At 61.0% G+C, this 24326-nt stretch carries 29 protein-coding genes; 14 read left to right on the top strand and 15 right to left on the bottom strand.

Translation table 11 applies throughout. The annotated features are described in order from the left end of the window. Nucleotides 1-34 precede the first annotated feature (34 nt). The 8 genes from DAUD_RS10795 to DAUD_RS10765 all read right to left on the bottom strand — a co-directional run bounded on the left by DAUD_RS10795 (nt 35) and on the right by DAUD_RS10765 (nt 4162). Nucleotides 35-433 (bottom strand): type II toxin-antitoxin system VapC family toxin, encoded by a 399-nt coding sequence (locus DAUD_RS10795; protein ID WP_012303190.1) that lies wholly within the window; start codon nt 431-433, stop codon nt 35-37. Continuing rightward, a complete protein-coding gene (locus DAUD_RS10790) occupies nt 421-693 on the bottom strand; it encodes an AbrB/MazE/SpoVT family DNA-binding domain-containing protein (protein ID WP_012303189.1) in 273 nt (90 codons plus the stop codon). Before DAUD_RS10790 ends, DAUD_RS10795 begins: the two co-directional genes overlap by 13 nt. 231 nt (nt 694-924) lie before the next feature. Further along, nucleotides 925-1995 (bottom strand): zf-HC2 domain-containing protein, encoded by a 1071-nt coding sequence (locus tag DAUD_RS10785; RefSeq protein WP_012303188.1) that lies wholly within the window; start codon nt 1993-1995, stop codon nt 925-927. Next, nucleotides 1992-2609: a sigma-70 family RNA polymerase sigma factor gene (locus tag DAUD_RS10780; protein WP_012303187.1), complete on the bottom strand. Its 618-nt coding sequence runs from the start codon at nt 2607-2609 to the stop codon at nt 1992-1994. Before DAUD_RS10780 ends, DAUD_RS10785 begins: the two co-directional genes overlap by 4 nt. Nucleotides 2610-2770: 161 nt before the next feature. After that, nucleotides 2771-3163 (bottom strand): type II toxin-antitoxin system PemK/MazF family toxin, encoded by a 393-nt coding sequence (locus tag DAUD_RS13170; RefSeq protein WP_012303186.1) that lies wholly within the window; start codon nt 3161-3163, stop codon nt 2771-2773. Continuing rightward, nucleotides 3156-3422, bottom strand: coding sequence for a ribbon-helix-helix domain-containing protein (locus DAUD_RS10775; RefSeq protein ID WP_041570965.1), 267 nt, complete (start codon nt 3420-3422; stop codon nt 3156-3158). The genes DAUD_RS13170 and DAUD_RS10775 overlap by 8 nt, the downstream gene beginning before the upstream one ends. Nucleotides 3423-3500: 78 nt before the next feature. Then, on the bottom strand, nt 3501-3929 hold the full coding sequence (locus DAUD_RS10770) for a type II toxin-antitoxin system VapC family toxin (RefSeq protein WP_012303184.1): 429 nt from the start codon (nt 3927-3929) through the stop codon (nt 3501-3503). Nucleotides 3930-3934: 5 nt separating this feature from the next. Next, nucleotides 3935-4162, bottom strand: a complete 228-nt coding sequence (locus DAUD_RS10765; protein ID WP_166485188.1) for a hypothetical protein — start codon at nt 4160-4162, stop codon at nt 3935-3937. A gap of 724 nt (nt 4163-4886) precedes the next feature. On the opposite strand from DAUD_RS10765, the gene DAUD_RS10760 reads away from it, so the two are divergent. From DAUD_RS10760 to DAUD_RS10725, 7 genes are all read left to right on the top strand, one after another. After that, entirely contained in the window at nt 4887-7001 is a 2115-nt protein-coding gene (locus DAUD_RS10760) for a copper amine oxidase N-terminal domain-containing protein (RefSeq protein ID WP_012303183.1), read from the top strand. Nucleotides 7002-7177: 176 nt separating this feature from the next. Beyond that, entirely contained in the window at nt 7178-8302 is a 1125-nt protein-coding gene (locus DAUD_RS10755) for a TolC family protein (protein WP_012303182.1), read from the top strand. Between the two features lie 125 nt (nt 8303-8427). After that, a complete protein-coding gene (locus DAUD_RS11760; protein ID WP_012303181.1) occupies nt 8428-9717 on the top strand; it encodes a copper amine oxidase N-terminal domain-containing protein in 1290 nt (429 codons plus the stop codon). Nucleotides 9718-10029: 312 nt separating this feature from the next. Beyond that, nucleotides 10030-10350, top strand: coding sequence for a hypothetical protein (locus DAUD_RS10740; RefSeq protein WP_012303180.1), 321 nt, complete (start codon nt 10030-10032; stop codon nt 10348-10350). Then, nucleotides 10343-10690: a toxin-antitoxin system TumE family protein gene (locus DAUD_RS10735; protein WP_200858709.1), complete on the top strand. Its 348-nt coding sequence runs from the start codon at nt 10343-10345 to the stop codon at nt 10688-10690. Before DAUD_RS10740 ends, DAUD_RS10735 begins: the two co-directional genes overlap by 8 nt. Before the next feature lie 269 nt (nt 10691-10959). After that, nucleotides 10960-13206: an S-layer homology domain-containing protein gene (locus DAUD_RS10730; protein WP_012303178.1), complete on the top strand. Its 2247-nt coding sequence runs from the start codon at nt 10960-10962 to the stop codon at nt 13204-13206. Nucleotides 13207-13530: 324 nt separating this feature from the next. Continuing rightward, nucleotides 13531-13752 (top strand): type II toxin-antitoxin system HicB family antitoxin, encoded by a 222-nt coding sequence (locus DAUD_RS10725; protein WP_041570961.1) that lies wholly within the window; start codon nt 13531-13533, stop codon nt 13750-13752. A gap of 72 nt (nt 13753-13824) precedes the next feature. Here DAUD_RS10725 and DAUD_RS10720 read toward each other — a convergent pair whose 3' ends face one another. After that, nucleotides 13825-14241 (bottom strand): putative toxin-antitoxin system toxin component, PIN family, encoded by a 417-nt coding sequence (locus DAUD_RS10720; protein ID WP_012303176.1) that lies wholly within the window; start codon nt 14239-14241, stop codon nt 13825-13827. After that, a complete protein-coding gene (locus tag DAUD_RS10715) occupies nt 14220-14483 on the bottom strand; it encodes an AbrB/MazE/SpoVT family DNA-binding domain-containing protein (RefSeq protein WP_012303175.1) in 264 nt (87 codons plus the stop codon). Before DAUD_RS10715 ends, DAUD_RS10720 begins: the two co-directional genes overlap by 22 nt. Nucleotides 14484-14690: 207 nt before the next feature. On the opposite strand from DAUD_RS10715, the gene DAUD_RS13165 reads away from it, so the two are divergent. From DAUD_RS13165 to DAUD_RS13160, 3 genes are read left to right on the top strand one after another with little or no spacing between them, the layout of a single operon-like run. Continuing rightward, the gene (locus DAUD_RS13165) at nt 14691-15005 is read left to right on the top strand and encodes a DUF6922 domain-containing protein (RefSeq protein ID WP_012303174.1); all 315 of its coding nucleotides are present in this window, start codon (nt 14691-14693) and stop codon (nt 15003-15005) included. After that, entirely contained in the window at nt 14951-15592 is a 642-nt protein-coding gene (locus tag DAUD_RS10705; RefSeq protein ID WP_041570960.1) for a nucleotidyl transferase AbiEii/AbiGii toxin family protein, read from the top strand. Before DAUD_RS13165 ends, DAUD_RS10705 begins: the two co-directional genes overlap by 55 nt. Before the next feature lie 14 nt (nt 15593-15606). Continuing rightward, on the top strand, nt 15607-15786 hold the full coding sequence (locus DAUD_RS13160; RefSeq protein WP_408609599.1) for a stalk domain-containing protein: 180 nt from the start codon (nt 15607-15609) through the stop codon (nt 15784-15786). Here the strand turns inward: DAUD_RS13160 and DAUD_RS10700 are convergent. From DAUD_RS10700 to DAUD_RS11755, 3 genes are all read right to left on the bottom strand, one after another. Continuing rightward, complete coding sequence (locus DAUD_RS10700) at nt 15776-15958, bottom strand: HEPN domain-containing protein (protein ID WP_049752628.1); 183 nt, start codon at nt 15956-15958, stop codon at nt 15776-15778. The two genes, DAUD_RS13160 and DAUD_RS10700, sit on opposite strands and share 11 nt — an antisense overlap. Nucleotides 15959-16078: 120 nt before the next feature. Next, on the bottom strand, nt 16079-16327 hold the full coding sequence (locus tag DAUD_RS10695; protein ID WP_041570959.1) for a nucleotidyltransferase domain-containing protein: 249 nt from the start codon (nt 16325-16327) through the stop codon (nt 16079-16081). A 174-nt stretch (nt 16328-16501) separates the two neighbouring features. Next, the gene (locus DAUD_RS11755; RefSeq protein ID WP_012303172.1) at nt 16502-19489 is read right to left on the bottom strand and encodes a S8 family serine peptidase; all 2988 of its coding nucleotides are present in this window, start codon (nt 19487-19489) and stop codon (nt 16502-16504) included. A 507-nt stretch (nt 19490-19996) separates the two neighbouring features. On the opposite strand from DAUD_RS11755, the gene DAUD_RS10685 reads away from it, so the two are divergent. From DAUD_RS10685 to DAUD_RS10675, 3 genes are all read left to right on the top strand, one after another. Then, nucleotides 19997-20239 carry an AbrB/MazE/SpoVT family DNA-binding domain-containing protein gene (locus DAUD_RS10685; RefSeq protein ID WP_012303171.1) on the top strand — a complete coding sequence of 81 codons (243 nt, stop codon included), beginning with the start codon at nt 19997-19999 and terminating at the stop codon, nt 20237-20239. Continuing rightward, the gene (locus tag DAUD_RS10680) at nt 20230-20688 is read left to right on the top strand and encodes a type II toxin-antitoxin system VapC family toxin (protein ID WP_012303170.1); all 459 of its coding nucleotides are present in this window, start codon (nt 20230-20232) and stop codon (nt 20686-20688) included. Before DAUD_RS10685 ends, DAUD_RS10680 begins: the two co-directional genes overlap by 10 nt. Before the next feature lie 190 nt (nt 20689-20878). Next, complete coding sequence (locus tag DAUD_RS10675; RefSeq protein WP_012303169.1) at nt 20879-21769, top strand: polysaccharide deacetylase family protein; 891 nt, start codon at nt 20879-20881, stop codon at nt 21767-21769. An 86-nt stretch (nt 21770-21855) separates the two neighbouring features. Here DAUD_RS10675 and DAUD_RS11750 read toward each other — a convergent pair whose 3' ends face one another. Then, a complete protein-coding gene (locus DAUD_RS11750) occupies nt 21856-22143 on the bottom strand; it encodes a helix-turn-helix domain-containing protein (RefSeq protein WP_012303168.1) in 288 nt (95 codons plus the stop codon). A gap of 163 nt (nt 22144-22306) precedes the next feature. Between DAUD_RS11750 and DAUD_RS10665 the strand changes: the two genes are divergently transcribed. After that, nucleotides 22307-22525 (top strand): hypothetical protein, encoded by a 219-nt coding sequence (locus tag DAUD_RS10665; RefSeq protein WP_041570958.1) that lies wholly within the window; start codon nt 22307-22309, stop codon nt 22523-22525. Nucleotides 22526-22583: 58 nt separating this feature from the next. On the opposite strand, the gene DAUD_RS10660 is transcribed toward DAUD_RS10665, so the two are convergent. Continuing rightward, nucleotides 22584-24254, bottom strand: coding sequence for an FAD-dependent oxidoreductase (locus DAUD_RS10660; protein ID WP_041570957.1), 1671 nt, complete (start codon nt 24252-24254; stop codon nt 22584-22586). Nucleotides 24255-24326 lie beyond the last annotated feature (72 nt).

Raw genomic sequence — 24326 nt, 5'->3', positions numbered from 1 at the left:
CCCTAGAACGGCAGCGGCCGCCGGTAAACCGGGGTTAATCCCGCAGCAGGCGGAACCCGAACTGGGCGAAGTGAATGTCGAACGCGAAAACGGTGCCGATGTTCAGCCGTTCCATCAAGGCGAACGTGGTGGCGTCGGTATAGGAAAAGGATTTGTCTTCGTAGGTGAGTATGATTTCCCGGGCCCGGTTCTCATCTTCTTCGGTGACCCGCTCCACCGGCCAGACCAGGCCCCTTAACCATGCCCGGCCGAGGTCCGGTCCCAGCCTGCCGGCAATCAGGGCGTGACATTCGGCGACCACAAAGTTGGTGAGCAGAATCGGCGCCGAAGTCACCCGGAGATGGTGCAAAAGCTTTTTGGCTTGCGCGTGCCGTTTGTCCGACCGGTCCAGCAGGGCGTAAACGGCGCTGGTATCCACCATCACTCTTTCCACCGTTCACGCTCTCCCTCTGCCAGGTAACGGTCGTGATTCTCGGCCACGTCGCCGAGGCCGCTGGCTCCGGACCCGACCAGCCGCCAGAAGGGATCATCCTTGTCGAGCGGGCGGACGGTTTCCACCTTTTTCAGACGGATACCGTCTCCATCCAGGTACACCGCCAGGTAGTCGCCCTCCCGGATGCCCAGAGAACGCCTGATTGAAACCGGGACGGTCAGTTGACCTTTGGCCGTTACCCGCACCACCTGCGCGGTCATACACAGCCCCTCCTTACCGAATGTATAATATTCTTACTTCAAGTATACCACCGGCCTGCCTTTCGTACAACAGCAACTTCGTTATTATCTTGCCAAATGGACCATTATCCCAGGTGACCTGCGTTAGCACACTAAGCCCACCCAAAACGAGGTCGAGCCTATCGCTGAAAACAAAAGGTGCAGCAAACAAAAAGGAGCCCGTTCGGGGCTCCTTCGAATTTCTCCTTAATTTTAATTCTGCTGCAGCACCAGCACCACCACGTGTTCTTCCGCTTCCCGGTCGTGCTCGGTGAGCCATCGCTCCAGGGAGGCAATTCGCTCGTCCAGGGTGGCCAGCTCACCCGGGTCGGTCACCCGCGGCCGCTGGGCCAGAAGCTCCTGGTACTGCTCCAATGTGCTGGCGAACTGGCGGGTGATGTCGCGCGAATCGCTCTGCCGGTCCGCCACCCGGCCCAGGTCCGCCAGCCGGTTGGTGAACTGTTCGGCCTTACCGGGATCCACATAGAACCGCAGCACCTCGACCGTCCCGGACTGTGCCGCCTGCGACTGCAGCGCGGCCCCCGCATCTCCGGCGACGAGCAGCGCCTGATTCCGTACCTGCGCGGGGTGGTCCACGTTCAGCTTGATCAGCGTGCTTTCAATACTCCGGGGCTTGTTCAAAAACACCTTTTGTTCCACCGGCGCCACCGCCACCTGGGTGCGCCCCGGTTCCCGGTCCGGCCGGGTTTCCGGCGCCGCATCCGGCTTGGTGACCGGTGCCTGGCCGGGCCCGGCCCGCTCGCCGGCCGGCGCAACGCCCGGCGTCTCTCCACCCTGACCCGTACCGCCCGGGCTCTCGGTCACCGGCGCCGCCGGCACGTCACCCGCCGGCGCGGTTACTTCGCCGACCGCGCCCGGCAGATCATGCTGGGCGATCACCGGCCCCCGGGCGAGCCACTGCTGTGCCCCGTAACCCAGCGCGCCGGCGGCGATCAAGAGGGAAGCGGCCGCCGCCGCCAAGGCCGGTCGCCAACCGCCGAACCACCCGACCGCCCGGCCCCGCCGCCGCTTCTCGATGGCCGCGGTCACGCCCCGGGCGAAGCCCTCCGGCGCCCGGGGCACCCGGGGGTACCCGCTTTGGCGGGTCAGCGGGTCGGCCACGGCGCTCTCCCGGAGCACCAGCGACACCGCACGCTCCAGTTCGAAATCGGCGGCGCAAGCGCCGCACTCCGCCAGGTGCGCCCGCAAAAGCTCACCCTCGGCCGGGGCCAGTTCCCCGTCCAGGTGCGCCGAAAAAAGTTGTCTCGCCTCCAGGCACTTCACCGTTCGTCACCACCCCGGCGTTCCCGCTCGACCGGGAGCGCCACGCCCGCCTCCCGGGCCAGCGCCCCCACCCTTTCCTTCAGGGCCGTCCGCGCCCGGCTGATGCGGGACTTCACCGTGCCCAGGGAACAGTCCAGGACACGGGCGATCTCCTCGTAACTGTAGTCGTGCATCTCCCGCAGCACCAGCACCACCCGGTGCTCCCGGGAAATCTCCCCCAGCGCCCGCCGCACGAACCGCTGGAACTCCTTGCGCTCCAGCGCCTCCTGCGGCTCCGCGGACGCCGCCGCCAGCTCCCGCTGCACCTCGCCGTCGCCGGTCTGCACCGGCTCGTCGAGGGAGAGGGTCGGCCGCTCCCGCCGCTTGAGGTTTATCCACTGGTTCACCGTGATCCGGTGCAGCCAGGTGCCGAAGTCGGCCTCGTTGCGGAAGCCCTTCAAGGCATAATACGCCTTCACGAAGGCCTCCTGCGCCAGATCCTCGGCGTCGGCCTGGTTCCCAGCGAGGTGGCAGGCCAGCGCGTATATCTTGTCCTGGTACAGCCGGACCAGCTCCTCGAAGGCGGCGGTATCGCCGGCTTGCGAGCGCCGGACCAGCGTCTTGACGTCGTCCAAAGGGGAAGCACTCCCCTGGGCGCGCGGAACCTTCTAACTTACCTCATTTGACATTGCGGCAGAAAAAAAAGTTCCGGCCCGGTTAATCAATTTGTAAATATTTCTTTTACTTTACCTGTTTAATAATTTAGTACATGTCCTTCCATTTGGAAAGGGCTTAATTATTTCCACCTCCCCCCGGCGGGGACGGACGAAAAATATCCGCAAATATCTGCACGTGGGGGGGCAACCCGGCCTATTACAGCCAGCGGTAATCTTCGTGCAATCCCAGAATCAATTATACTGGTGATGTGTTCTTTGAGCCGGCGGTTTACGTCCACCGCCCGCAATTGCTCCACCAGGGCATAAGTACGCTTCCCCAGAACCTGCAGGGGGACGTGAAATGGGGCCGGGCGTTTAACGGAACTGGAAAGCGGGACAACCAACGCGGTACTCAAAACATTGTACAAATCGGCCTGTACCACCACCGCATAATGAGAGCCTCGCGTCTTGTGGCCCTTCGTATCGCCCAAAGCGATCCGATATATGTCTCCCCGGCGGACAGGCCTATGCATCCCCTTCCTCAATCTGTTCAAGGTAGTCCTTCAGATCATCGAGGCCGGTTTCCGCCAGACCGACCGCTTCCTGCTGAGCGCCGGCATCGGCCGCATAATCGGCGACCGCCTGTTTCCTGGCCGCCAGCGATTCTCTTGCCAGATAGGTCTTTAAGGCGCGACGCACCAGTTCACTCTGGTTTTTGATCCCCCCGGCTTCCGCCGCTTCTTGCAACTGCCGGAAAGTGGCTTCATCCAATTTTACGGTTATGGATTTCATGCGCTCCACAGCTATGGATTGTTGAACCGCTTTTCGGATCATGCGTCTTCGGGTGTTGTATAGTTCGCTCTATTACCTTTACTTCGGCGGCTTTTTTCTTAGCGGTACCGCGGGTAAGCGGGTGAAACCGGCAGCATCAAAATGACCGTCAAAAGCGGCTGCCTCGTTAATCCCCAGGCGGCGCATGAGAGCAAAGCTGGTGCAGTCGGTAAAACGGAAATTCTGATCGCTGTACTTGAGGAAAAGCGCCCAGGCTGTTTCTTCATCCTCGGCGTTCAGGCGTACCAGAGTGCAAATCTTGCTCTCCCGCAGGTGTTTCCCGTATTTCACGGCTACATGGTGGCCGAAATCATACCGCAGGATAGTCATTAATTCGTCGAAAACGAAGTTAGAAGTTACAAGGGGAGCAGGCACGTGGCTGAGAAAAGCTGCCGCCTCCCGGTGATGGGCGTCACCGGCAAAGGCGTGAGCGTACCAAAAGCTGGTGTCTACGAATATCTGGCGCATTTTACTCACGCCTTATAGAGGCGTTCGTCAATTGTTTCACTACCCAGGTCTTTTTCCGGTGGCGCCTGGGCTAACCCGGCAACTTCCAGCAGGGGGTCTTTGCCAGAGGTTTTGCTTACCTGGCTGGCGATAATTTGCCTCAAGACAGCCGATACCGATTTCCCCTGCCGCGCGGCGATTGCCCGCAAAACCTCGTACTGCCATTCTTCAACTACGACCTGCATTCTACGCATCTCCGTCGCTCCTTACCGTAGATTACACATTCATTATTACACATTCATCCGTGATTAGTCAATAGCACAACGGAAAAGCCCAAGTCTCCTTCCCTTATACACCGCGACGCCCTCATTAGTTCTACGTGCTGCGTTCGGCGAAAGCCGGAGAGCCGCGGGGATTTGGAAGATATTCTCGGGCGCGGCCGGCCGCTGTTTTTTCCCAGTTGGATACTGCCGTCCGGGTTGAGGACCCAGATGAGCTTGTCTCCGGAACCACTAACGCTCCCGGTAAAAATTTTTTCGCCGCCGGGGAACTTTCCCCGCGCCCCCGCTGTCTAACTACCCAGGTAAATCTGGAAGCATCCGACCAACGCAGCAGGAATTATGGCAGCAAACGCAGAATATCACTCGTTAGCCGCCCGTCAACCAGTTGATGCACGTCCCGGCAGCCCGTCCAAAGCCTGCCGGAGCACCCAGGGAATGCGAGGCGGGGACCGCCAGGGGTACCCGCAAAGCGGGTCAGCGGCCGCCGCTTCCAGATAAAGGCGCAGCACCTTTCGCGCCGGCCCCGCGCCGCGGGGTACCCGGTGGCACTGGGTGCCTACTTTAGCGGGTCAGCGGGTCGGCCGCAAGTATGCACGGAGGAAAAGGAGGGATGTCCGAACAACAGACCGCGGAAACACCAAACGAGTTTCAGAACCCAAAGTGCCTTAAATACTTTATCTTAAGGAGGGAAACATAGGTGTACAAAATCAGGAGCAAGAAACTCACCATCCTGCTCACCCTAATCTTCGTACTAAGTATCATGCTCCCGCTGGCTGTGCCGGCCGGTGCGGCGACAACGTACAGTGCGCTGACGGCGCCTTCAGTGCCTCAGACCACAGCGCCGGGAACAACCGTCGATCTGGGCACCATCTTTATCGCTATTGATGCGCTTGGAGTTGGAACGCATTCCGCCGTGTTCCGGCTACCCTCGAGCGTTACCTTACCGGCCGTCCTGGCGACTCCAAGCATCTCCCCGGCCTTAGCCCCGCCTGATACCATTACTGTAGCGCGTTTGGGTAATCAGGAGTTTCGCCTTGACTTGACCACTTCGGCCGCCAGTGGTTTGTTGACCGACGTTAAGATCACGGTTCCCATTACGGGTGTCACCACCGCAGCGGCGAGTGGGGACATTACGTGCACCATCACCAGCCTGTCCGGCCAGTTGCCCGACGGCAGTGTGGTAGTCGGTAAGGCCCCGAGCGGCCAAGTAAGCGTTTCGATGGTCAGCACCCCGACGATGGGTCTGGCCGGCAGAGCCGTTTCAATCAATATACAGGAGAACATCGCGGGTGGCCTTGCTGTCGATGCCGTCAACTCCTTAGAGTTTGCTCTTCCCACCGGTTTCGACTGGTCAGGAGCCAGTATTATCAACGTTGCTACCGGCCTGCCGCCTGGTGTTGACGGTATTGGCGTTTCCGTCGTCCCTGGTGATACCCGCAAGCTGCGGGTAGTCCGTACCGGCGTTACAGCTCCGAGGATGTTCCTAAGGGTTACGGCGACCATCACGCCTTCGGAAACATTGGCCAAGTTTGGCGATGTGACGGCAACCATTGGCGGTGCCAGCAGCACGAATGTTAATTCTCTGTTGGTTGCCAAGTATGCCGAATTCGGCGTTTCGGTTTCAGCGAAGACCGTTGAGGATGCTCTGGCTGGGCGTGCCGCTCAGAAGATCGGCGACTTCTACGTGAAAGAAGCCGTACCCGGAAGCCTGATTGCGGGACGTAGCATCACCTTCAAGTTGCCTGACAACGCTGTGTGGAACACCAACCCGACGGTCGTGGTTGAAAAAGGCGACATTACGCTTGGTGCTCTCGTAGCGGTGGATACCCGGACGCTCAGAGTGCCGATCACCGCTGGAAGTTCGGCAACAGCGGCCGAAATCCTGTTGAGGGATGGGAGAGTCACTTTGGCTGCCGATACAGTTGGTGACTTGAACCTTGAGTTCTCCGGCCAGTCCGGCGCTACCGGCACGCTCAAGGTGGCCAACGTTCTGGCCCCGGTCACTGTCAGTGCGGCTACGCCTGATGTGATTATCGGGCAGAAGAACCAGGCTGCCGGTAACTTCACCATCGTTGAAAGCAGAAAGGGAGCCATTGACAGAACTCCTCGCATGCTTACCGTTGCCGGGCCGAACGGCGTCAGCTTTGCGAAGGTTCCTAAGGTTGAGGTTACTTCTGGCGACCTGAGGATTGACAGTGTCACTGTCACAGGCGGTGAACTGAGAATTGTGATCAGGAGCGACAGCACAGTCGCCAGCACCATCGCCGTTTCCGACGTGGCAATTACTGTCGACCGCACTGTCCCCGTTGGACCGATTGTCTTTGACGTGAATGGTGACGCCATCAACCAAACCGCTACTACCTTCCCGGCTGCCGGTTGCGTAGCCAAGGTGGCACTGGCCAACGTGGTCACCCCGGCTCCGGCTGAGACCAAGCGGACCGCCGCCTTCGTGATCGGTTCCACCACCTACACGGTAGGCGGTGTGGAGGCCACGATGGATGTCGCGCCGTACGTCAAGGACGGCCGCACCTACCTGCCGATCCGCTTCGCGGGTCAGGCGCTGGGCGTCGCGGAGGAGAACATCTTCTGGGACAACGCCACCCGCACCGCCACCCTGATCAAGGGTGACCGGGTCGTGCAGTTCACCGTCGGTCAGAAGGCCGTGGTCATCAACGGCGCCCGCGTCGCCATCGACGTGGCTCCGGAGATCACCAACAAGCGGACCATGCTTCCCTTCCGCCATATCGCCACCGCCTTCGGGGCGAGCGTCCTGTGGGACGCCACCACCCAGACCGTGACGATGGAGCTGTAAGCAGCAACAAACTCAGCAAAGCATAAGCAGTCCGACCCCGGCCCCCTAAAAGCGGGCCGGGGTCGGCTTTCCTGGGCGGAATTGCGGCCAAAGGGTTGACGTGGCCGTGTGGCCGGGATATGCTTTAGTCAGTGAATGATTAACCAGATTAACTAGTTTGTGGAGGGGAAAAGCTTATGCGCCGCGTCCTAGTGCTGCTTTTTACCGTCATCGCTGCCACCTGGATGTTTCTAGTCCCCGCCGGATGGGCCAAGGAGCCGGCCACCCCGGAACTGACCCTGAACGAGGCCGTCACGCTGGCCATCAGGCAGAGCGCGGCGCTAAAGAAGGCCGGTCTGGACGTGGACAAGGCGGAAGAGCTGCGCCGGCAGGCTGCTGACCAACTGACTTTCACCCCGGTGCGCGGCGGAAGCTATGACCCCCGGGTGGAAATAGCCTGGTACTCGCTCCTTTCCGCCGACCTTAACTGGCAGATGAGCAAGCGCACCCAGAACGTGGAAGAAGACCGCCTGGTCCTGAGCACCTGCCGGAAGTACTGGGACGTGCTTAAAGCCAAGGAGAAGGTGCGGGCGGCCGAAGCGGGCGTCCGCAAGGCGGAATTGGCCCTGCGCAAGACCAGGGCGCTGGCGCGGGTGGGAATGTCGGCCCCGGGAATGTCGCCGCAAGTGGCGTTGGCCGGCGCGGAGGCGGCGCTGGCAGGGGCGCGCACCGGGCTGGCGGCGGCCCGGAACGAACTCGACGCCGCCTACGAGGGGTTGAACCAGCTTACCGGTTTTTGGCCGCAGTACCGCCCGGTGCTGGTGGATAGCGTGGAGTTTAGGCCGGTTGAGGTGGATAACCTCGACGTCCACGTCCAGCGGGTGCTGGAGTCGAGCCCCGCCGTCTGGCTCGCGAACGAGGGCGTGACCCTGGCCAAGTACGCCCAGGAACTGATGTGGGCCAGGGGCCAGTACACTCCGTATAAGGTGCGCCAGATTGAAGTCGAACAGGCGGAACTCGACGCCGTCTCGGCCCGCGACGCCGTGCGGCTTGCGACCAGGGAGCTTTACTACTCGTTGCGGAGTCTGGAAGCGGCCCATGCCGCCGCCTTGGAACAGGTGAAGGCCGCGCAGGAGGCGCTTCGGGTGACTCTGCTGGCCCGCGAGGTGGGGATGGCGACGGCGGCCGACGTTGCCGAGCGCGAGGCGGCTTTGGCCGAGGCAGAGCAGGAGTTGTTCGATCTCGCCTGCCAGCACGCCTACCTGAAACTGGCCTTCCAGAAACCGTGGGCCGTGAGTGCAGGCGGGACGGGGAGCAGGTAGCGGTAAGGCGATTTGTTCAGCAAACGGCCGCAGGGTGGTCCTGCGGCTGGCTGTTTTGTCCTCAGGTGTTTTGCGGTTTCCCTGCTTGGTGTGCTATGTTGACCACAAGGAGGGGGAAGAAATAGATGAGAAGGTTTAGAAGGGTTACTGTCGTCATCGTGATGGCGGCCCTAGCGTGGTCGGTGTTTGCGGGGGCGGCCGGCGGGGCCACCACCTACCAGTTCCTCAGAGAGCAGATGTGGCGTGCACCCCAGGATAACCCGGTGGAACTTGGCCTGCTCTTAGTCCGCATCGAGCCGCTGCTGGACGGCGGGCACGCAGCCCTCTTTGCGTTGCCGAAAGATTTCAGTCTGGTGCTGCCGAATAACACCCCGTCAATTGAAGATCCATCCGTGACCATGACGATCAGACCCACAGCCGCGAATGAGTTTCTTGGTGAAATTAGGGTGCCTGGCATCATCCCTAAAGCCACCTTTTTGATTCCGATACAGTCCGCCATTCTCTCCGCGAGGAGCGGCGACATAGAGATTACCATTACCCATTTGGACGGCCAGCTCCCAAGCGGTGTCGTGGTGGCCGGGCAGGTGCTCCCCGGCGAGGTGACTATTCAGAGCGGCCGGGTGGAAAGCATCGCGGACGGGAAAAGTGCGGTGGAGATCACCTTCCGCGAGAACATGGCCGGGCTTTTGCGCAAGGGCAGCCCGATCAAGCTGACCTTGCCCGAAGGCTTCGGCTGGGCGAATGCGAAGGGCACGTTGGTGAGCGGGGAGGGGCTGGAGGTCAGGCCGCTGGTCGACGGCCGGGTGCTGGAACTGCGCACCGAGCGGGAGAGCACGCGGCGGACCGCTTTTCGGGTGGAGGCCGAGGTGCGGGTGACCGACGCCGCCAAGGCCGGCGCGGGAGAAGTGAGGGCCAAAGTCGAGGGACTGAGGGACCTTTCGGCCGGCACCATCCTGGTGGCCCACTACCGGGCGCCGGAGCCGGAACCGAAGCCCCTGCCCAAGCCGGAACCGAAACCGGAGCCGGTTGTGTCGCGGACAGTGGTGTTCACCATCGGCAATGACCGCTACACCAGTAACGGGGTGACGGCCCGGATGGACGTCGTCCCCTACCTGAAGGACGGGCGTACCTACCTGCCGCTGCGCTATGTCGCCCTGAGCTTGGGGCTCGGTCCCGGAGATATCAAGTGGGACGGCGCGGCCCGTCGTGCCGTGTTGACCGGGCACGGGGTCACGGTGCAGGTGACCGTGGGGAGCAGGCTTTTGCTGGTGGACGGGATGAAGGTGGAAATCGACGCGGCTCCCGAACTGGTCCCGCCGGGGCGGATCATGCTGCCGTACCGCTCTATCGCGGAAGCCTTTGGCGCCCGGGTGGACTGGGACGGCGCCACCCGGACCGTGACGATGACGCGCTAAACGCCGCAAATCAAGCAATCACCCGAACCCGGCACTCGGTGGGTACCGGGTTCAATTTTTTCCTTCCGGGAGGAGACACCGGGGGGACAAGGGGGCAGGTCCCTTGTCCCTAAATAGTCTATATTAATAGTCTATATTCCTTATTCCGGGTTTAATGCGTGTCCGGCTCCGGGTCCCCGGTCTGCAACGATTCCTTGAGTCGGGCGATTCTGGCAATGTCGATGTCGGCTACACCAACTGTCCTGGACTCGTTGCGACCGGTATGGTAAACTGAAGGTAAATGGATCAGGGGCGCGAAGGGAGGTAGGGATTATGGGCAAAGAAGCGGGTAATCTTGACGCAGGCTTTTTACGGAAGGTTCGCCCGGTTCTGAGAGAGCTGGGGTTTGCGAGTGAAAGAGAGGCCTTAAAGGAGCAAGCTCTCCTGTTGCTTTTGAGCAAGATAAGCCGTTATGAGGCAGAATACGCTTTTTTTCAGAAGAAATATGGAATGTCGTTTGAAGAATTCCTCAAACACCTCAAGGGGCAGGGAAAAGAAGATTTTGAGAAGGAGGATGACCTTCTCGACTGGCGCTTTGCCGCCGAAACGTTAGCTGAGCTGAAGCAGCGGGTGCAGGAAATTGAACGTGCTTAACGTCGTCAGGGCTTTTCGAGCGATTATCAAGGACTTCGCGGTTGAGCTGTTCGAGCGTGAGGGAAATAGACGGCGCCTCAAGGCGCGGCTTATTTTTTTTGACGGTAGCACGTTGCACGTAAAGGAGTATTACTTTGGCGACCAGAGAAAATATGTTTACCACTGGATGAACACGAAGGGAGAACTTATCATCCGCTGGGATAACGCTTCTCACTGGCCTGGTGTTAAGACTTTTCCCCACCATAAGCACGTTGGGTCTGTTGATAATGTTCAACCATCCTTAGAAACGGGCTTGGTTGAGGTGTTAACGGCGATCAAGGAGAAAATATCCGCAACGTAGAGATCGCGCCCTGCAGCAGGCGCCCAGCACTCAACACCGGGGTCAGACCTCAAAAACTTCAAAATTCGTCCGATGCAAAGAGCCGGGCCCCCTTTTAAGAGGGGGCTTGGTTTTCTCGCGCCGACTTTTCTTGGCAAATTCTTGTCTAACGGGGAGGGATTGGCGGTGTTCATGGCTAATTTACCCTGGCAAAGGCGGAAAGTTCAAAAGGAATTTTGGGCCCAAAACGACCGGGTGCCTGATTGCTGATCTTACGGGGAGGGGAAAACTTGAAGAGCAAGGGGTTATTCTGTCTGATGGCGGCGGCGGTGTTCTTGTTGGCGTGCGGGACGGTCGCGGCGCAGGCGGACGAAGGCTTCACCGAATTCAAGGATACGCAGGGGTACTGGGCGGCCGAGGCAATTGCCCGGGTCAACGCGCTGGGACTGGTGCGCGGCTATCCCGACGGAACGTTTCTGCCGCGGAACGAGGTGAGCCGGCAGGAGCTGGTAGTGATGGTGGTGCGCACCCTGGGGCTGGAGGACGAAGCGCAACGGCTGGACGTGAACGCCCTCCGGCTGACCCTGCCGGCGGACGTCAGTTCCTGGGCCAAGGGGCCGGTGGCTTTGGCGGTGCAGAAGGGCTGGATCAGCCAGACCGGCCTGGCGGACGTGCCGTTTCGTGCCGCGGCCACGCGTTTGGACGTGGCCGTCCTGGTGGCCTCGGCCCTGAAACTCTCGCCGGAGAACGCGCTGCTCACCTTCGCCGACCTGCAGTCCATTCCTGCGAACTACCGGCCCTACGTGGCCGCCGTGGTGCGGGCGGGAATCATGACCGGGGTGCCGGGTAACCGGTTCGAGCCGTGGCGGGGCGTGACCCGGGCCGAGATGACCGCGCTGATGGCTAAGATGCTGGATGCCGGCCTGGTGAATCCCGTTCCGGGGCGGTATTTCACGGCCGAGCTGGTCACGGCGGACAGCCGGCGGGTGGTGCTGCGCACGGCCGCGGGCAGCCGGACCTATGACCTGGCCGCTTTCAACCTGGTTTACAAGGGGGCCGACAAGGTAGCGGTCAGCACCTTGCGGGCCGGGGACAATGTGCGCGTGGTGTTGGACGCCGACAACCGCTGCCGGTTCCTGGCCTACACCGAAAGCGGCGTTGCCGGGACTCCTTCGGGCACGCCTTCCGAGACGACGACCACGTACCGGGGTACGGTGGATGCGGTACGGCTCGGCACGCCCCCGACCCTGGATCTGCGGCGGGATACCGGGGGGACCGTTTCCCTGCCGCTGCGCTCCGACGTGCGCATCACCAGGCAGGGGACGGCGCAGGACCTCACGGCGCTCTACCGGGGGGCGGCGGTCGAAGTCCGGGTGACGGCCGGGCAGGTGACCGAGATCATCATTGGGGAGACCGCGTCGGCGCCGTCCACCGGGGACGTGAAAGCTTACGTGATCAACAACTACCCCGGGCTGAGCTACTTCAGCGTCCGCTACGACAACGGCACCCGGGGCGAGGTGAACGTTTCCGCCGCCACCCGGTTTTACCGGGGGACCCGGTCGGCCGATTACAGCGTGATCAGCCGCGGGGCGCGGGTGGAGCTGATCCGCTCCGGCGGCAACGTTGTGGGTGTGCGGGTGCTGGATGAGGACAGGAAGATCTTCGGAGAAGTGGTCACCGTCCGGGCCGCGGACATCACGGTGGAGGACGGGGACAAGCACCAGGTGAGCCTTAGCTTCGCGGCCGGCGTAACTGTGCGGGACGCCGACGGCAACCGGATGGCGGTGGAGGACATCAAGGCGGGGGACCGGGTGGCACTGCAGCTGGACGCCGCCGGCAAGGTGGCGGCGGTGGCGCTGGACCTCAGGCAGGGCGAGAAGGAAGGTATCGTCACCTACCTGCGGACGGCCACCGCACCGCGGATCACCATCGAGGACAGCCGGGGGCGGAGCGAGACCTACATGCTGGTCGACGACGTGCAGGTGACCCGGGACGGCCTCACCCGGCAGCTGCGGGACGTGGTCGAAGGCGACCGGGTGCGCCTGGTGCTGAACCGGCACGACGAGGTCATCCAAATCGTCATCCTGGAGAAGGACGTGGGCCGGCAGTACCGGGGCAAGGTGACGGCGCTGAACCTGTCGCGGTATGAAATCACCATCGAGCGGGACGGCCGGAGCACCAAATACGAACTGGACCGCAACGTGAAAGCCGAGCGCGACGGGCGCAGCCTGTACATCGACGAGGTGCTGATCGGCGCCGAGGTGGAACTGGTGCTGACGGGGAGCCGGGTGACCACCGTCAAGGTGACCGAGGACAAAAACATCCGGGTGGAAGGCGAGATCGTCCGGGTGGACCTGGACCGGGAGCGCCTGACCATTGAGCAGGCCAGCGGCGGGGTGTTCCGCTTCTTCTTCGAAAGCAACGCCGTGCTGCGGGACAGAGGCGGATCGGCCCTGCGGCTGCGCGACCTGCGCGAGGGCTGGGAGGTGCGCCTGGAGTTGCGAAACGGCGAGATCCGCCGCCTGGACGTGTTGTAACCCGGTGTTGCAAGGAGTCAGGCCTCAAAACTTCAAAGTTTCCCACGGTGAAACATTGAGACAGTGGTTCACCCCTGACTGGATCGTGCGGTTCCTTGTAGACCCGGGCGTGGTATAATAACCATGAGGTGGAATTCGTGGAACGGCGGTGCTGGATTCCAAGAAGGCGGCGGCGGTGCAAATGGTTATGGCGCAAGGATGTGACCGTTACGATTCTCTCTTGGCGCTGTTGAATATACTTTGAACGTGGTATAATGACCACATGATCAAGAAAGCCGGTTACAAGGCTGGTGCGCAGTGTTTGAATTGCACGGAGGTGCCTTTATGAAGTTTAAGGTGGTCTTGGAATATGATCCGGATGACCAGTGTTGGGTGACATATGTGCCTGCTTTAGATAATATATCCACCTGGGGGCAAACCAAAGAGGAGGCTTTGAGGAACACCGAAGAGGCGATTATCGGGTATTTGGAAGCAGCTAGGAAAACAGGGCAGCCACTGCCCGTATGTAAGCCGATCGAAATCGCTGAAGTGGTGGTGGCTGGGTGAGCCGCTTGCCCCGCGTTTTAAAGTTTGGTGCAAAATCCGAGAATGTCAACGGACCTGATCATGTGCAAGGGGTCAGGCCGGTGCGGGATTCAAGAAGACGGCGGCGGTGCAGATGGTCGTGGAGCCGTAACGAGAGAGTTGGAGCAGGTGCTGATCGCCGGTCAACAGGAATTGGGCTTGCGCGGCCGTGGCGCAGGCCAGTAGATGATTGTCCGCGGGGTCTTCCTTGACGATGTCCGGCGCCGTGTCCGGCTCAGAAAGGGTGGCGATCCGCAGGAGGTCCTGAACAAGAGCGGCTTTGTGACTCCGGGGGAACTTGAATTTAGGATACTCCAACACTCGGAGCAACTCCTCAAGAATGGCGGGGCAGAGACATAATTCAATCTGCCCGCGCATGCACAATTCGTAAACGCGGCGTTCCGGGCCATTCCAGCCCAAAGCCGAGATTATGACGTTGGTATCCAGAACTACTTTTGGCGCCGCGCCCAACGAACAGCCTCCTCAACCGCCTCCGGTCCGATCTTTTCCTCGTCGAATCGCCGCTCGGTCTCGGCGGCCATTTCCCGGAATCTGACCAGCGGGGAAATGGCGGCTTTTTCGAGGCGCAACCCTTGCCCCTGGGGGAATAGCAGCAGGTAGTCGCCTTCCTTAAGATCATATTCTTCCCGCAGTTTCTTGGGCAGCGTAAGCTGGCCCTTTCCCGAAAGCTTGGCGACGTATTGCTCTGACATTTTCAAGCACCCCTTACTTTCTAACCTACTTGATATTATAACCGCTCACTCCGCTAGTATGCAAGAACGGCATAGGGCAAGGGCGTAGGTGCGCCACAGCCAGGATTTTTGATTTGCCAGATAGGCGAATTTTACAGACAGATAATGGAATTAACACTTCAAATATGCTATAATGAATTCAGTTTCAAGAAAGGATGGAACGGTTAAATGGATGGCAGATACAAGATTCCCGTCTGGCTTTACTCCCTTTTCTGGGATGTGAATCCGCGGGAAGTGGACTTGTCACGGAATAGTACCCTGGTCATAGAACGGGTGTTAAACGAGGGCGATCAAAAGGCGCTGAAATGGTTGTTCCGGACGTATACCGAAGATGAAATCAGGCAAGCAGTATTGCATAGCAGGTCCCTTTCCTTGAAGACAGCAAGGTGTTGGCAAAACTATTTTAACCTGAAAGAGGAAGCAATGCGGTGTTTTGGGATGTACTCGACCGGCCCCGCCACGTCTTACTCTCCAGAATTGTAAGCAACATGCCGGTACCCGGCAGCTACCTTGCCGGAGGCACCGCTTTGGCGCTGATGTTTGGACATCGAAAATCCGTTGATTTTGACTGGTTTTCTCCTGAGCAATTTGACCCGGAGCAATTGTATTATCGCTTGTCGTCCTTGGGCAGGACCAGGATTGCGGAGACACGGCGAGGAACTTTTCACGGCTTTGTTAACGACATAAGACTTACCTGGCTGTATTATCCCAACCCGTTGTTGGAGCCACTTGTTGCAGCGAACGATATTCCCGGTTTTTTCTTGGCTTCCCTTAAGGATATTGCCGTAATGAAATGGGTGGCTATCAGCAGTCGCGGGGCGCGCAAGGATTTCATCGATTTATACAGTATCTGCCGGAGCGGTTATGACCTTGAAGAACTGTTATCCGTGCTACCCCTTAAGTATCCTGGGGTAGACATCAATTCATACCATATGGTTAAGAGTCTGTCTTACTTTGATGATGCCGAACGGGAAGTAATGCCGGTCATGCTTAAGGAGATCTCCTGGCGGGCAGTAAAGGAATACTTCCTGGCGCAACAAAAGCGTTTGCTGAACAGGGTCAAAACATAGCGTCCGGCTGCATCTTGTTGGCGGGCAAACAGCGGCCATCGACTTGCGCCCCCGTGGTCGTCCCGCCCGGCCGCACCTTCGTCCCCCTGCGCTTCGTAGGCGAGACCCTGGGCGCCACGGTGGACTACACCTTAACAACAAGGTGGGTCACTTGTAAAGACATACACAGGGGAGTACCGGTTTTTATTGGATGAGACTTTGGGACTTCAAAATAAGGAACGCTTTTAAAGCTTTTTCGGCTGCTTGCTGCGCAAGAAAACAGGCCAGATTGTATCTTTTGCCGTCATAAGTAAATCTGGCGTCGCTGAAATCAAACTCGGCTTGCCTCAGCCAGCGTTTACCTTCGGCCTCAGGTCTGGGCCTCATAGATCACCCTTCCTTTCTCGACCACTTGCCTAATGAAGGAGTTGACCTCCAAAGAAGCGCTCAATTCATCAGGGGTATACACCAGTATATTCACGACAACTTTTGGTTCAATGCTGGCGGTTATTTCATCAAACACGGTCGAAAAAGCGCTTTTTGGTGTCTTTCACGATCCAATAGGTCAATATCGCTGCTTTTTCCGATGCGGCCGTCTATAGATGAACCAAAAAGGATTATTTTCTTAATGTCCTGGTTTTGCCGTTTAAGTATGGTCAATATTCGGTCAAGCTCCTGCTCCAATTGTTGTTTGCGGGCATCATTTCCAAAATAAACAACCTTCACACGATCCAACCTCATTTCCGGGTAATCCATAGGTCCATGCCACCATAAAAGGCCCGGTGGGCGAAAGCTTCGAGGCAGAGAATATATCCACGAAGGACACGAAGGGTTCGGGGTTGGTTCATTCCCCTGCTATGCGGTAACAAAAAGCCCCCGGTGTTTACACCGGGGGCTTTTAACGACTGACTACCAACTACTGACGACCGATTACCCGGTTGGGGTAACATTCAGGATGCGGAGCAGCGGGCCGCGCATGTAGATGTTCGGTCCGGTCTGAATGTAGCCGGTCACGGTGATCTCCTGGTTCTCGAACTGCTTCAGTTGGGCCGCGGCCGCTTTGTGCCGCGGGTCGGGCAGGAGCACGTAGGTTTCCTGGTCGGCGGCCAGTTCCCAGAAGCCGCCGACCAGCGTGTTCCACACCAGGGTGCCGGTAGCCGTGATCGTTACCTCGAACAGCCCCTTCCTTTCGGCCAGCCGGACCATGATGGTCGCGGCCTGGGCCCGGGTCACCGACATTTGCGGGGCAAACTCGGTGTCGGAGACGCCGCGCAGCAGCCCTTGGGCGTAGGCGGCGGCGACCGCTTCCTCGGCCCAGGGGGCGATGGCGGCCCGGTCGGCGAAGGGTAGTTGGGTCGTGCCGGTCGCAGCTCCGGTAAGGCGTACGGCCAGCGCCGCCAGTTGCTCGCGGGTTAGGGTGGCGTCGGGCTGGAAGCTGCCGTCGGCGTAGCCCTTGAACAGTCCGGCCCGGACAGCCGTTTCGATTGCACTGTAGTACCAGGCACCGGGGGCTACGTCGGTGAAGGCCGGCTGCGCCGGAGTTACTTCCTTTGCACCGGTCAGCCGTACTAAGAGCGCGGCCATCTCGGCCCGGGTCACCGGCGCTCCGGGGGCGAACTTACCGGCCGCCCGGCCCTGGACCAGGCCGCGGGCCGCCAGCAGTTCGATGTCGGCTTGCGCCCAGTGGCCCTTGATGTCCCCGAAGGTCTTCGGCGTACCGAGGACGGTGTAGCTGGAGAAGCCGTCGAGCTCGACCACAACCGCCTGGGCGGCGCGGTCGAGTTTGCCACCCACTCTTTGCCAGGTGCCGTCCGGGTTCTCCCGGAAGACCATCAGCGCCTGCGGGTCGAGGCCGCCCAGTTTGTCCGCCTCGTACCGGATGGAGACCCGGACCGGTTTGGCCAGAGGTGCGGTACTCTTAAAGCTGAACACCGCGCTGACCGCTTTGGCGCCGGCCGGGAGATTCTCCGGGGTGTCGGCGGCCAGCGTGACGGTGACCTTCGCCCCTTCGGGCAGGGCGCCGGCCGGGAGGTCCAGGGTTACTTGGCCGTCCAGGAGACTCACACTTTGCGCCCCGCCGGTGGCGGTGAATTCACCAGTGCCGGCCGGTGGTCCCGGTGCTTCCGGAGGTGCCGGAGGGGCGGGCGCTCCACCGCCGCCGCCGCCTCCGCCGCCTGCGGCCTGGGTAGTGAAGCTGAAGCTGTGGGCGTCTGACGGGTTGCCGGCGGCGTCTTGGACCGCCCCGGCCGGGATCGTGACGGTATAAACCGTACTGTGGGCCAGGTTGGCGTCCGGGTTCAAGGTGAGCATGCTGCCGCTGAGGCCGTAGGTGTGGCTCACCGTTGTCCCGCCACCGCTGATGGTGATGCCGTCGAAGTAGACCCCTTTGGTCACGCTTTCGCTGAAGGTGACGGTGATGTTGGTGTTGACCGCTACCCCGGTGGCACCATGCGCCGGTACAGTGCTTTTCACGCCCGGCGGGACGGCGGCCAGGGCTCGGGCCAGGTTGAGGGTGCCGCCCGAGGCCACTTTACCGGTCAGGGCGGAAGCCAACTCGGTGACGTTGTTGTTGAGCAGGTCGATCACGCTCGCGGGTGCCAGGTCGGGGCGCAGCGAAAGGACCAACGCCCCGCCGGCGGCGACAAACGGCGCGGCCATCGAGGTGCCGTCCCAAGCGGCGTAGGGAGAGGGAGGGGTGCCGTCCCACTGCGGCACCGTACTCACGATCGCGTCGCCCGGCGCGGCCAGGTCAACCGAGGTGGCGCCGAAGTTGGAGAAGGTGGTCAGGTTGCCGTTCGGAGCCAGGGCGGCTACGCTTATGAGGTGGGGCAGGGCCGGGAAGTGTTCAGAGGTTCCATCGTCATTTGTATCAATGTTCCAATCAATGGTGAAGCTGGCCGGGGAGACGGGGTTAGTGTCGTTGTTGTCACCAATGCCATCAGATCCGCCGTTCCCGGCCGCAGCTACGAAGAGTACCCCCGGGTGCGCGGCGATGGCTTTATACTGCAGGGGGTCAAACCCTGTCCCACCAAAGCTCATGTTCACCACCTGCGCCCCGTTAGTGGCCGCGTAATTAATAGCGTTTACGATGGCGGCAGTGGTGCCGAAGCCTCCGGAGTCAAGCGCCTTCACCGCCATGAGCCGCACACCCGGGGCGGTGCCGGCGATGCCCTTGGCGTTGTTCGCCGTGGCGGCTACAATCCCGGCCACGTGGGTGCCGTGACCGTCATCGTCCAGCGGGTCGGAGTCCGGTTGGGGGTTGCGGGCATTTGCTCCGATGAAATCATAACCATAGTAGTCGTCCACAAAGCTGTTACCGTCGTTGTCGATTCTATCCCCGAGGATTTCACCCGGGTTGGTCCACATGTTGGCCGCTAAGTCCTCGTGAGTGTAGTCGATTCCGGTGTCGATCACGGCGACCACAATGTCGGCCGAGCCCTTGGTGTGTGTCCAGGCCTCCAGCGCCCGTACGCCGTGAGGGTGGTGCGGGGGCGGCCCGTCAGAGGCATGCATCCCCCACTGCTGGTCCCACAGCGGATCGTCGGGGGCGCCAAGGGCGCGGTAGATGTAGTTCGGCTGGGCGAACTCGACCCGCGGGTCGCGCTGCAGGGCGGCCACCGCCGCCGTTACATCGGTCGTGGTGGTGAACAGCGCGGCCTCGTAGGGCAGCACCCGCACCGCGGCCAGCCCGAACGCCCGGTGCTTGGCCGCCAGGGTCTGCATCGTCGCGGCCGCCCGCACACCCTCCTTGAACTTGACGATTACCTCTCCGGGCACAAAGTCGCCCGGCGGTTCCCCGCCCGCTCCGGGCTTCACCCGGTCCGGCCCGGCGGCCGCGGCTGGCAGGGCCAGGCTTAAAACAAAGATCGCGGTGATCACCAGCACCAGCCACCGCCGGCGCGCTCCTTGGTAAATCATCTCGGGCAACACTCCTTTTTGGTTGGGTTGAGCAGTCGGGCCATATCGGGGCACTGCGGACACAGTGACCGAAGATAATGCCCCGGTACAGCACACGGCACGCAAAGTATTTTTCAGCAGAGTCTAGTTAAGTAGTTGAGTAGTTGAGTAGGCGGCGCTCACCCTCCTGATCTTTCGATTTAGGTTGGATCGCTGGATCGTGGATAGTGGTAAACTCTTCATCGTTTGGTAACAATTTAGGCCGAATTCGGCAACAGTGCAATCCCTTTTATGAAGAAAAAAGGGAAAGAGGGGGACCCGGCGCCGAAATCTTTAACTCCGGAAAAGTGTAAGCAGGGTGGCCCCGGTGATCGCGGCGTGCGCTCCAATCAGAATCTGCCAGCAGGTGATGTCGGGACCAAAAATGCTTACAACGCAAAACGCTGGTATAGCGCTTGGTATTGCCGAGGATTTCTTGGCCGTGATATAATCCGGTAAGACATGATAGTTTCATGGAGGTGGAAGATAGTGCAGTCTATCGTCAGGGTTTCCAGCAAGCGACAAATAACCATACCGATGGAAATTTTCCGGGCACTGGATTTGCAGCCCGGGGCCAAGCTGATGGTGAAGCTGGAAAACGGCAAAATGGTGATTTCAAACCCCGCCCAAAGCTATACCGATTTGCTGGTGGATGCTTTGCAGGGTGTGTACGGCGCGTCGAAAGAAGAGGTTGACGAGTATATCCGGAAAGAGCGTGAAGCATGGGAGTAGAAGATGCTTTTCTGGAAGCCGTCCGGAAGCGCAGGCGCTTGCTTGCGGACACCAGCACGGTTATTTATTTTTTGAATCGGGTTCCCCGGTATGAAAAGACCCTGAGGCCCTTTTTCCACCTGGCGGAACAAAGGGAGATCGAATTGGTTCTATCCGTGGTTACGGAAGTGGAACTGCTGGTGGGTCCGATGAGAAGCGGGAATGAGGAAGCCGTCAACCTGATACGGCTGTTTCTCAGCCGGTTTCCCAACGTGGAGGTCGTTCCGGTTTCGCGGGAGATCGGCTATAAGGCCGTGCGGCTGCGGGCGGAGAGCGGCCTGAAGCTCCCCGATGCGTTGACTGTGGCCACGGGCGTTGTTTCCGGGTGTCGGGCGGCGGTCGGAAACGACCGGTCTTGGGCCGGGGTGGCGGACTTGCCCTTCTTTTGCCTGGATGACTTCACCGCATAGCAGCGGGGGCCGAAAGCGCCTTAAGCGGGCCCCCTCCCCGGTTGGAGAGGGGGCCTCGTCTGTTTGCCTGTCTGCGCACAAGCTTTTGAGGGTGTGACTCTCCGGGAAAATGCGGCAAGGGAAGCAGGAAAGACCTTTCATGGGGCGTAATTCATATGCAGGAAATCCAGCAGTTGATGGAGGCGCGGCAATGCAGCAGCATGACGAAACAAGGTTGAAGATCCCGAAACCCCTGGGCGTGGTCGCTTTCCTCAGCCTTTTCCTGCTCGGAATGGTCGGTTACGGGATGACGGGCCAGGCGGGGACACTGGCCGGAAAGGGCGTGGCCGTGATCACCCTGCACGAGGTGGCGGACGGGATCAAGAACCCGGCGGTGGTGGCGCCGGCCGATCTGGAAGCGATGGTTGTCGCCGCCCGGAAGGCGGGCTACAACTTCATCTCGCTGCAGGAGTTTCACGCTTATATGGAAGGCAAGGGGCAGGTGCCGCCCCGGGCGGTGCTCCTGACCTTCGACGACGGCTACCGGGGAGTCTACCTGAAAGGACATCCGGTCCTGGTGGCGCATAAGTGCCCGGCGGTGATGTTCCCGGTCACCAAGTGGTATTCGCCGTATCCCCGCCCCGAGATGTCGCTGCCCCACCTGACGGCGGAGGATACGCTTACTATGCTGAACTCCGGGCTGTGGGGGTTCGGCGGGCATACCCACGACGGGCACCGTTTCCTCCCGGCCGGATCACAGGGCCGGCGGGTCTACTTCACCACCGGCCAGGCGTGGCTGGCGGGCGAGTTCCGCTACGAGACCCGCGAGGAGTATCTGGCCCGGGTCTGGGCCGACATCCAGCTGATGTCTCTGGAACTGCGGCGGCTGGGAATCGAGCCCGTGGACTTCGCCGCCCCGTACGGGCAGATGAACGAGGACCTCGAGCGGCTGCTCCTGGAAGCGGGGTACCGGTATCTGTACGTGGAGGGGTACCGGTTGAACTATCCCGGACAGCACCTTATTTACCGGGTGGACGGCGGCACCACCGCCGACCAGTTTCTGAACGCCCTCAGCATCGCCTTCCGTAACCGGGGGTCATAATCCCAAAGACTTCATAACTATCAGTGATTACCTGTCTCTCGGTGTGCCCCAATAGAATGACTTGCAAACTGATCCCAAAAACCCAACTAATCCTTGGAAAGGTACTTGTGCCTGAGAAAACTCCGGAATTCCTCAAGGCAGCGCCGGGCTTCCGGGGGCAGTTTTTCGTCGGGATCGTCGGGCTTCTCCCCGACCAGGTAATCGACCGAGGTTTCCAGCACAAGGGCCAGGCGCTTCAACGTCTCTATATCGGGATAGCGCAGGCCCTTCTCATAGCGGCTGATGGTTGCATCCGAAACATTCAGTTTGGCCGCCAGTTGTGACTGGGTCCACCCCCGGGCCTCGCGGGCTTTTCGCAATCGGTCTTCCAGCATGCTTACCCCCGGTTTTCTGCCATTTTGGTATGTATTCTACCACCCCCGGGGCGACGCCCCAATGCGATCTACCAAAACGGCATGTAAAGGCTTGACAAAGCTGCCGCATTGGTAGTAGTATGCTCAACAACAATGTATTCTTTTACAAGGTGGTGCCAAAGCCTTGTACCGCCATTTTTGCCCCAAATGCCGTACCGTGTATTATTCCGCGGCCATGAGCGAGGCCACCAAGCCCTGGATCTGCGGTGTCTGCCGCCACGTGGTGGTTCACTCGACCGCCGTGGAAGAGCGGGTTGCGGGAGACGATGAGGGGGTCACGGTTGCGGGACGCCAGGAAGGGTCCCGGATGCCGGAAGAGAAAAAACGGCAGGGAGTGGAGTAATCATGCAGGCTTGGTAAGCCCTGGGCTTACCTGAGTGGGTCCGCCTGAAGGGCCGCTTCTATTTGTCTAGGCGGGCGCCGGCGGCCTTGAGCTGGTTTTGAATCTCCCGGATGTCCTCGGGGCCGAGGGCGGCGGGGGATTTGTTGTTGGCGGCGCAGTAAGCCGCAGCCGCGCCGGCGGCATCGCCGCAGACGGTGAGGTTTGGAATGACGCGCATCGAGGCCCAGGCCTCCGAGGAGGTGCTCTGGGCGTAGCCGGGGAGCAGGAGGTTTTCCACGGCGGGTGTGGTCAGCGTCGCGAACGGGATGTAGTGCGGATTGGCCGGCGTCTCCAGGGTCTGAACCGGCTCCCCCTTGCGGTAGGCGTTGATGTCGACGTAGTAGAAGCCCAGGCCCACCCGTGTGGAGTGGAGGTCGCGGTCGGCACCGGTACCGGGGCCGTCCCCGGCCCCCCGCACGGCGTCCGCGAAGAGGGCGAAGGTGCCGTTCTCCCGCACGGCGTGGGCGGTCTCACGCACGTAGAGGACTTCACCCACCACGGGCCGCCCGTCGGCACCCCGCACCAGCGCCACGCCCTCGAAGCCGGGGAAGCGGCGCAGGGCCTCCAGAAAGCGGGGCCGCTCCAGTTCGGCCAGGGCCTCCCGGTGGGCCCGGTCGGCCGACCACTGGTCTTCCGCGACGAGTTCGGCGGGTGCCGCCGCCCCGGCGGCCGGCCAGCGCTCCGTGCCCCGATCCAGCTCCTGCATCATCCCGTTCACCTCGTGGATGAGCAGGATGTTCAGCCACCACCGGCCGGGGGTGTCCTCGGCGATGTTGTAACCTTTCAGGGTGAAGCGGTGACCGCCGGCGTTGTAGGCGGCCACCACCGGGTCGTAGCCGGTGAAATCCTTGCCGCCCCAGCCCAGGCGGCTGCCATCGGCTTCCTGGAAGTAAAAGAACTCCGGCTTGCCGGTTTCCGGGTGCCGGTACGCGATGGCGGCCTGGGGTTCGACGCCGGTGACCTGGAACATCAGGGTGACGGCCTGCTGGTGCGCGTCCCCGGCCCAGTCGGCGCGCCCGGGGGAGAGGGGCACCCCGGCCAGCCGCGCCAGCCGCCCGTTGTCGGAAGCGTCGATGAACACTTCGCCGTGGAAGGTGCGGGCTCTGCCGGTCCACTCCACCGCTTGCGTTTCGGGGTTGCGCGCCACCGGACGCACAATGACGGCCTCGAGCTTCTCGGGCCCGCCGCCGGTGCCACGGCTTTGTACGCCCCGGCTGTCCTTCGCCAAGTGCACCGCCTCGATTTCGTGATTGAAGAGCACGCGCACCTTATTTGGGAAACCCCCGACCACTTCCGCATACAGGAATTCGCTCATCTCGCCCGTCGGGTAGCCCTGCCCGAACGCGGCGAACCAACGCGCGAAGCTGCCCCGGGTGGGCGGCTCCCCGCGCCAGTTGCGGATGTCGAAGAAATTCTGGCCGCCCACGGTGCCGACACCGCCGAGCGCGCTCTCCGGCACGACCATGAGGACGGTTTGGCCGGGCGGCAGGTGGGCCGCGGCCTGGTAGGCGGCGGCGCAGGCCGCGAAACTCCCGCCGTAGACCACCACGGCGTGGCGCTGGGCGGGCGGCGAAAGCAACGAAAAGTAAGCCTGCAGTGAGCCCACCCGCAGGGTCCAGACGAGAACGGCGGTGACCGCCAAAAGGCATAAGGCGGCAAAGACAAGCCGGCGGTTTGATTTTCGTCGCAAAGGACACCGCCTCCGGGTAGTAAGCTGGGATCCCTTTTCTGGGTCCGTCAACGGTTTTCCTGCCGCTGGTCT

Origin of the sequence: Candidatus Desulforudis audaxviator MP104C, from assembly GCF_000018425.1 — a bacterium.
GTDB lineage: Bacteria > Bacillota > Desulfotomaculia > Desulfotomaculales > Desulforudaceae > Desulforudis > Desulforudis audaxviator.
Note: the sequence above shows the minus strand (reverse complement) of the source record. Positions and strands in the feature narration are given on the sequence as shown.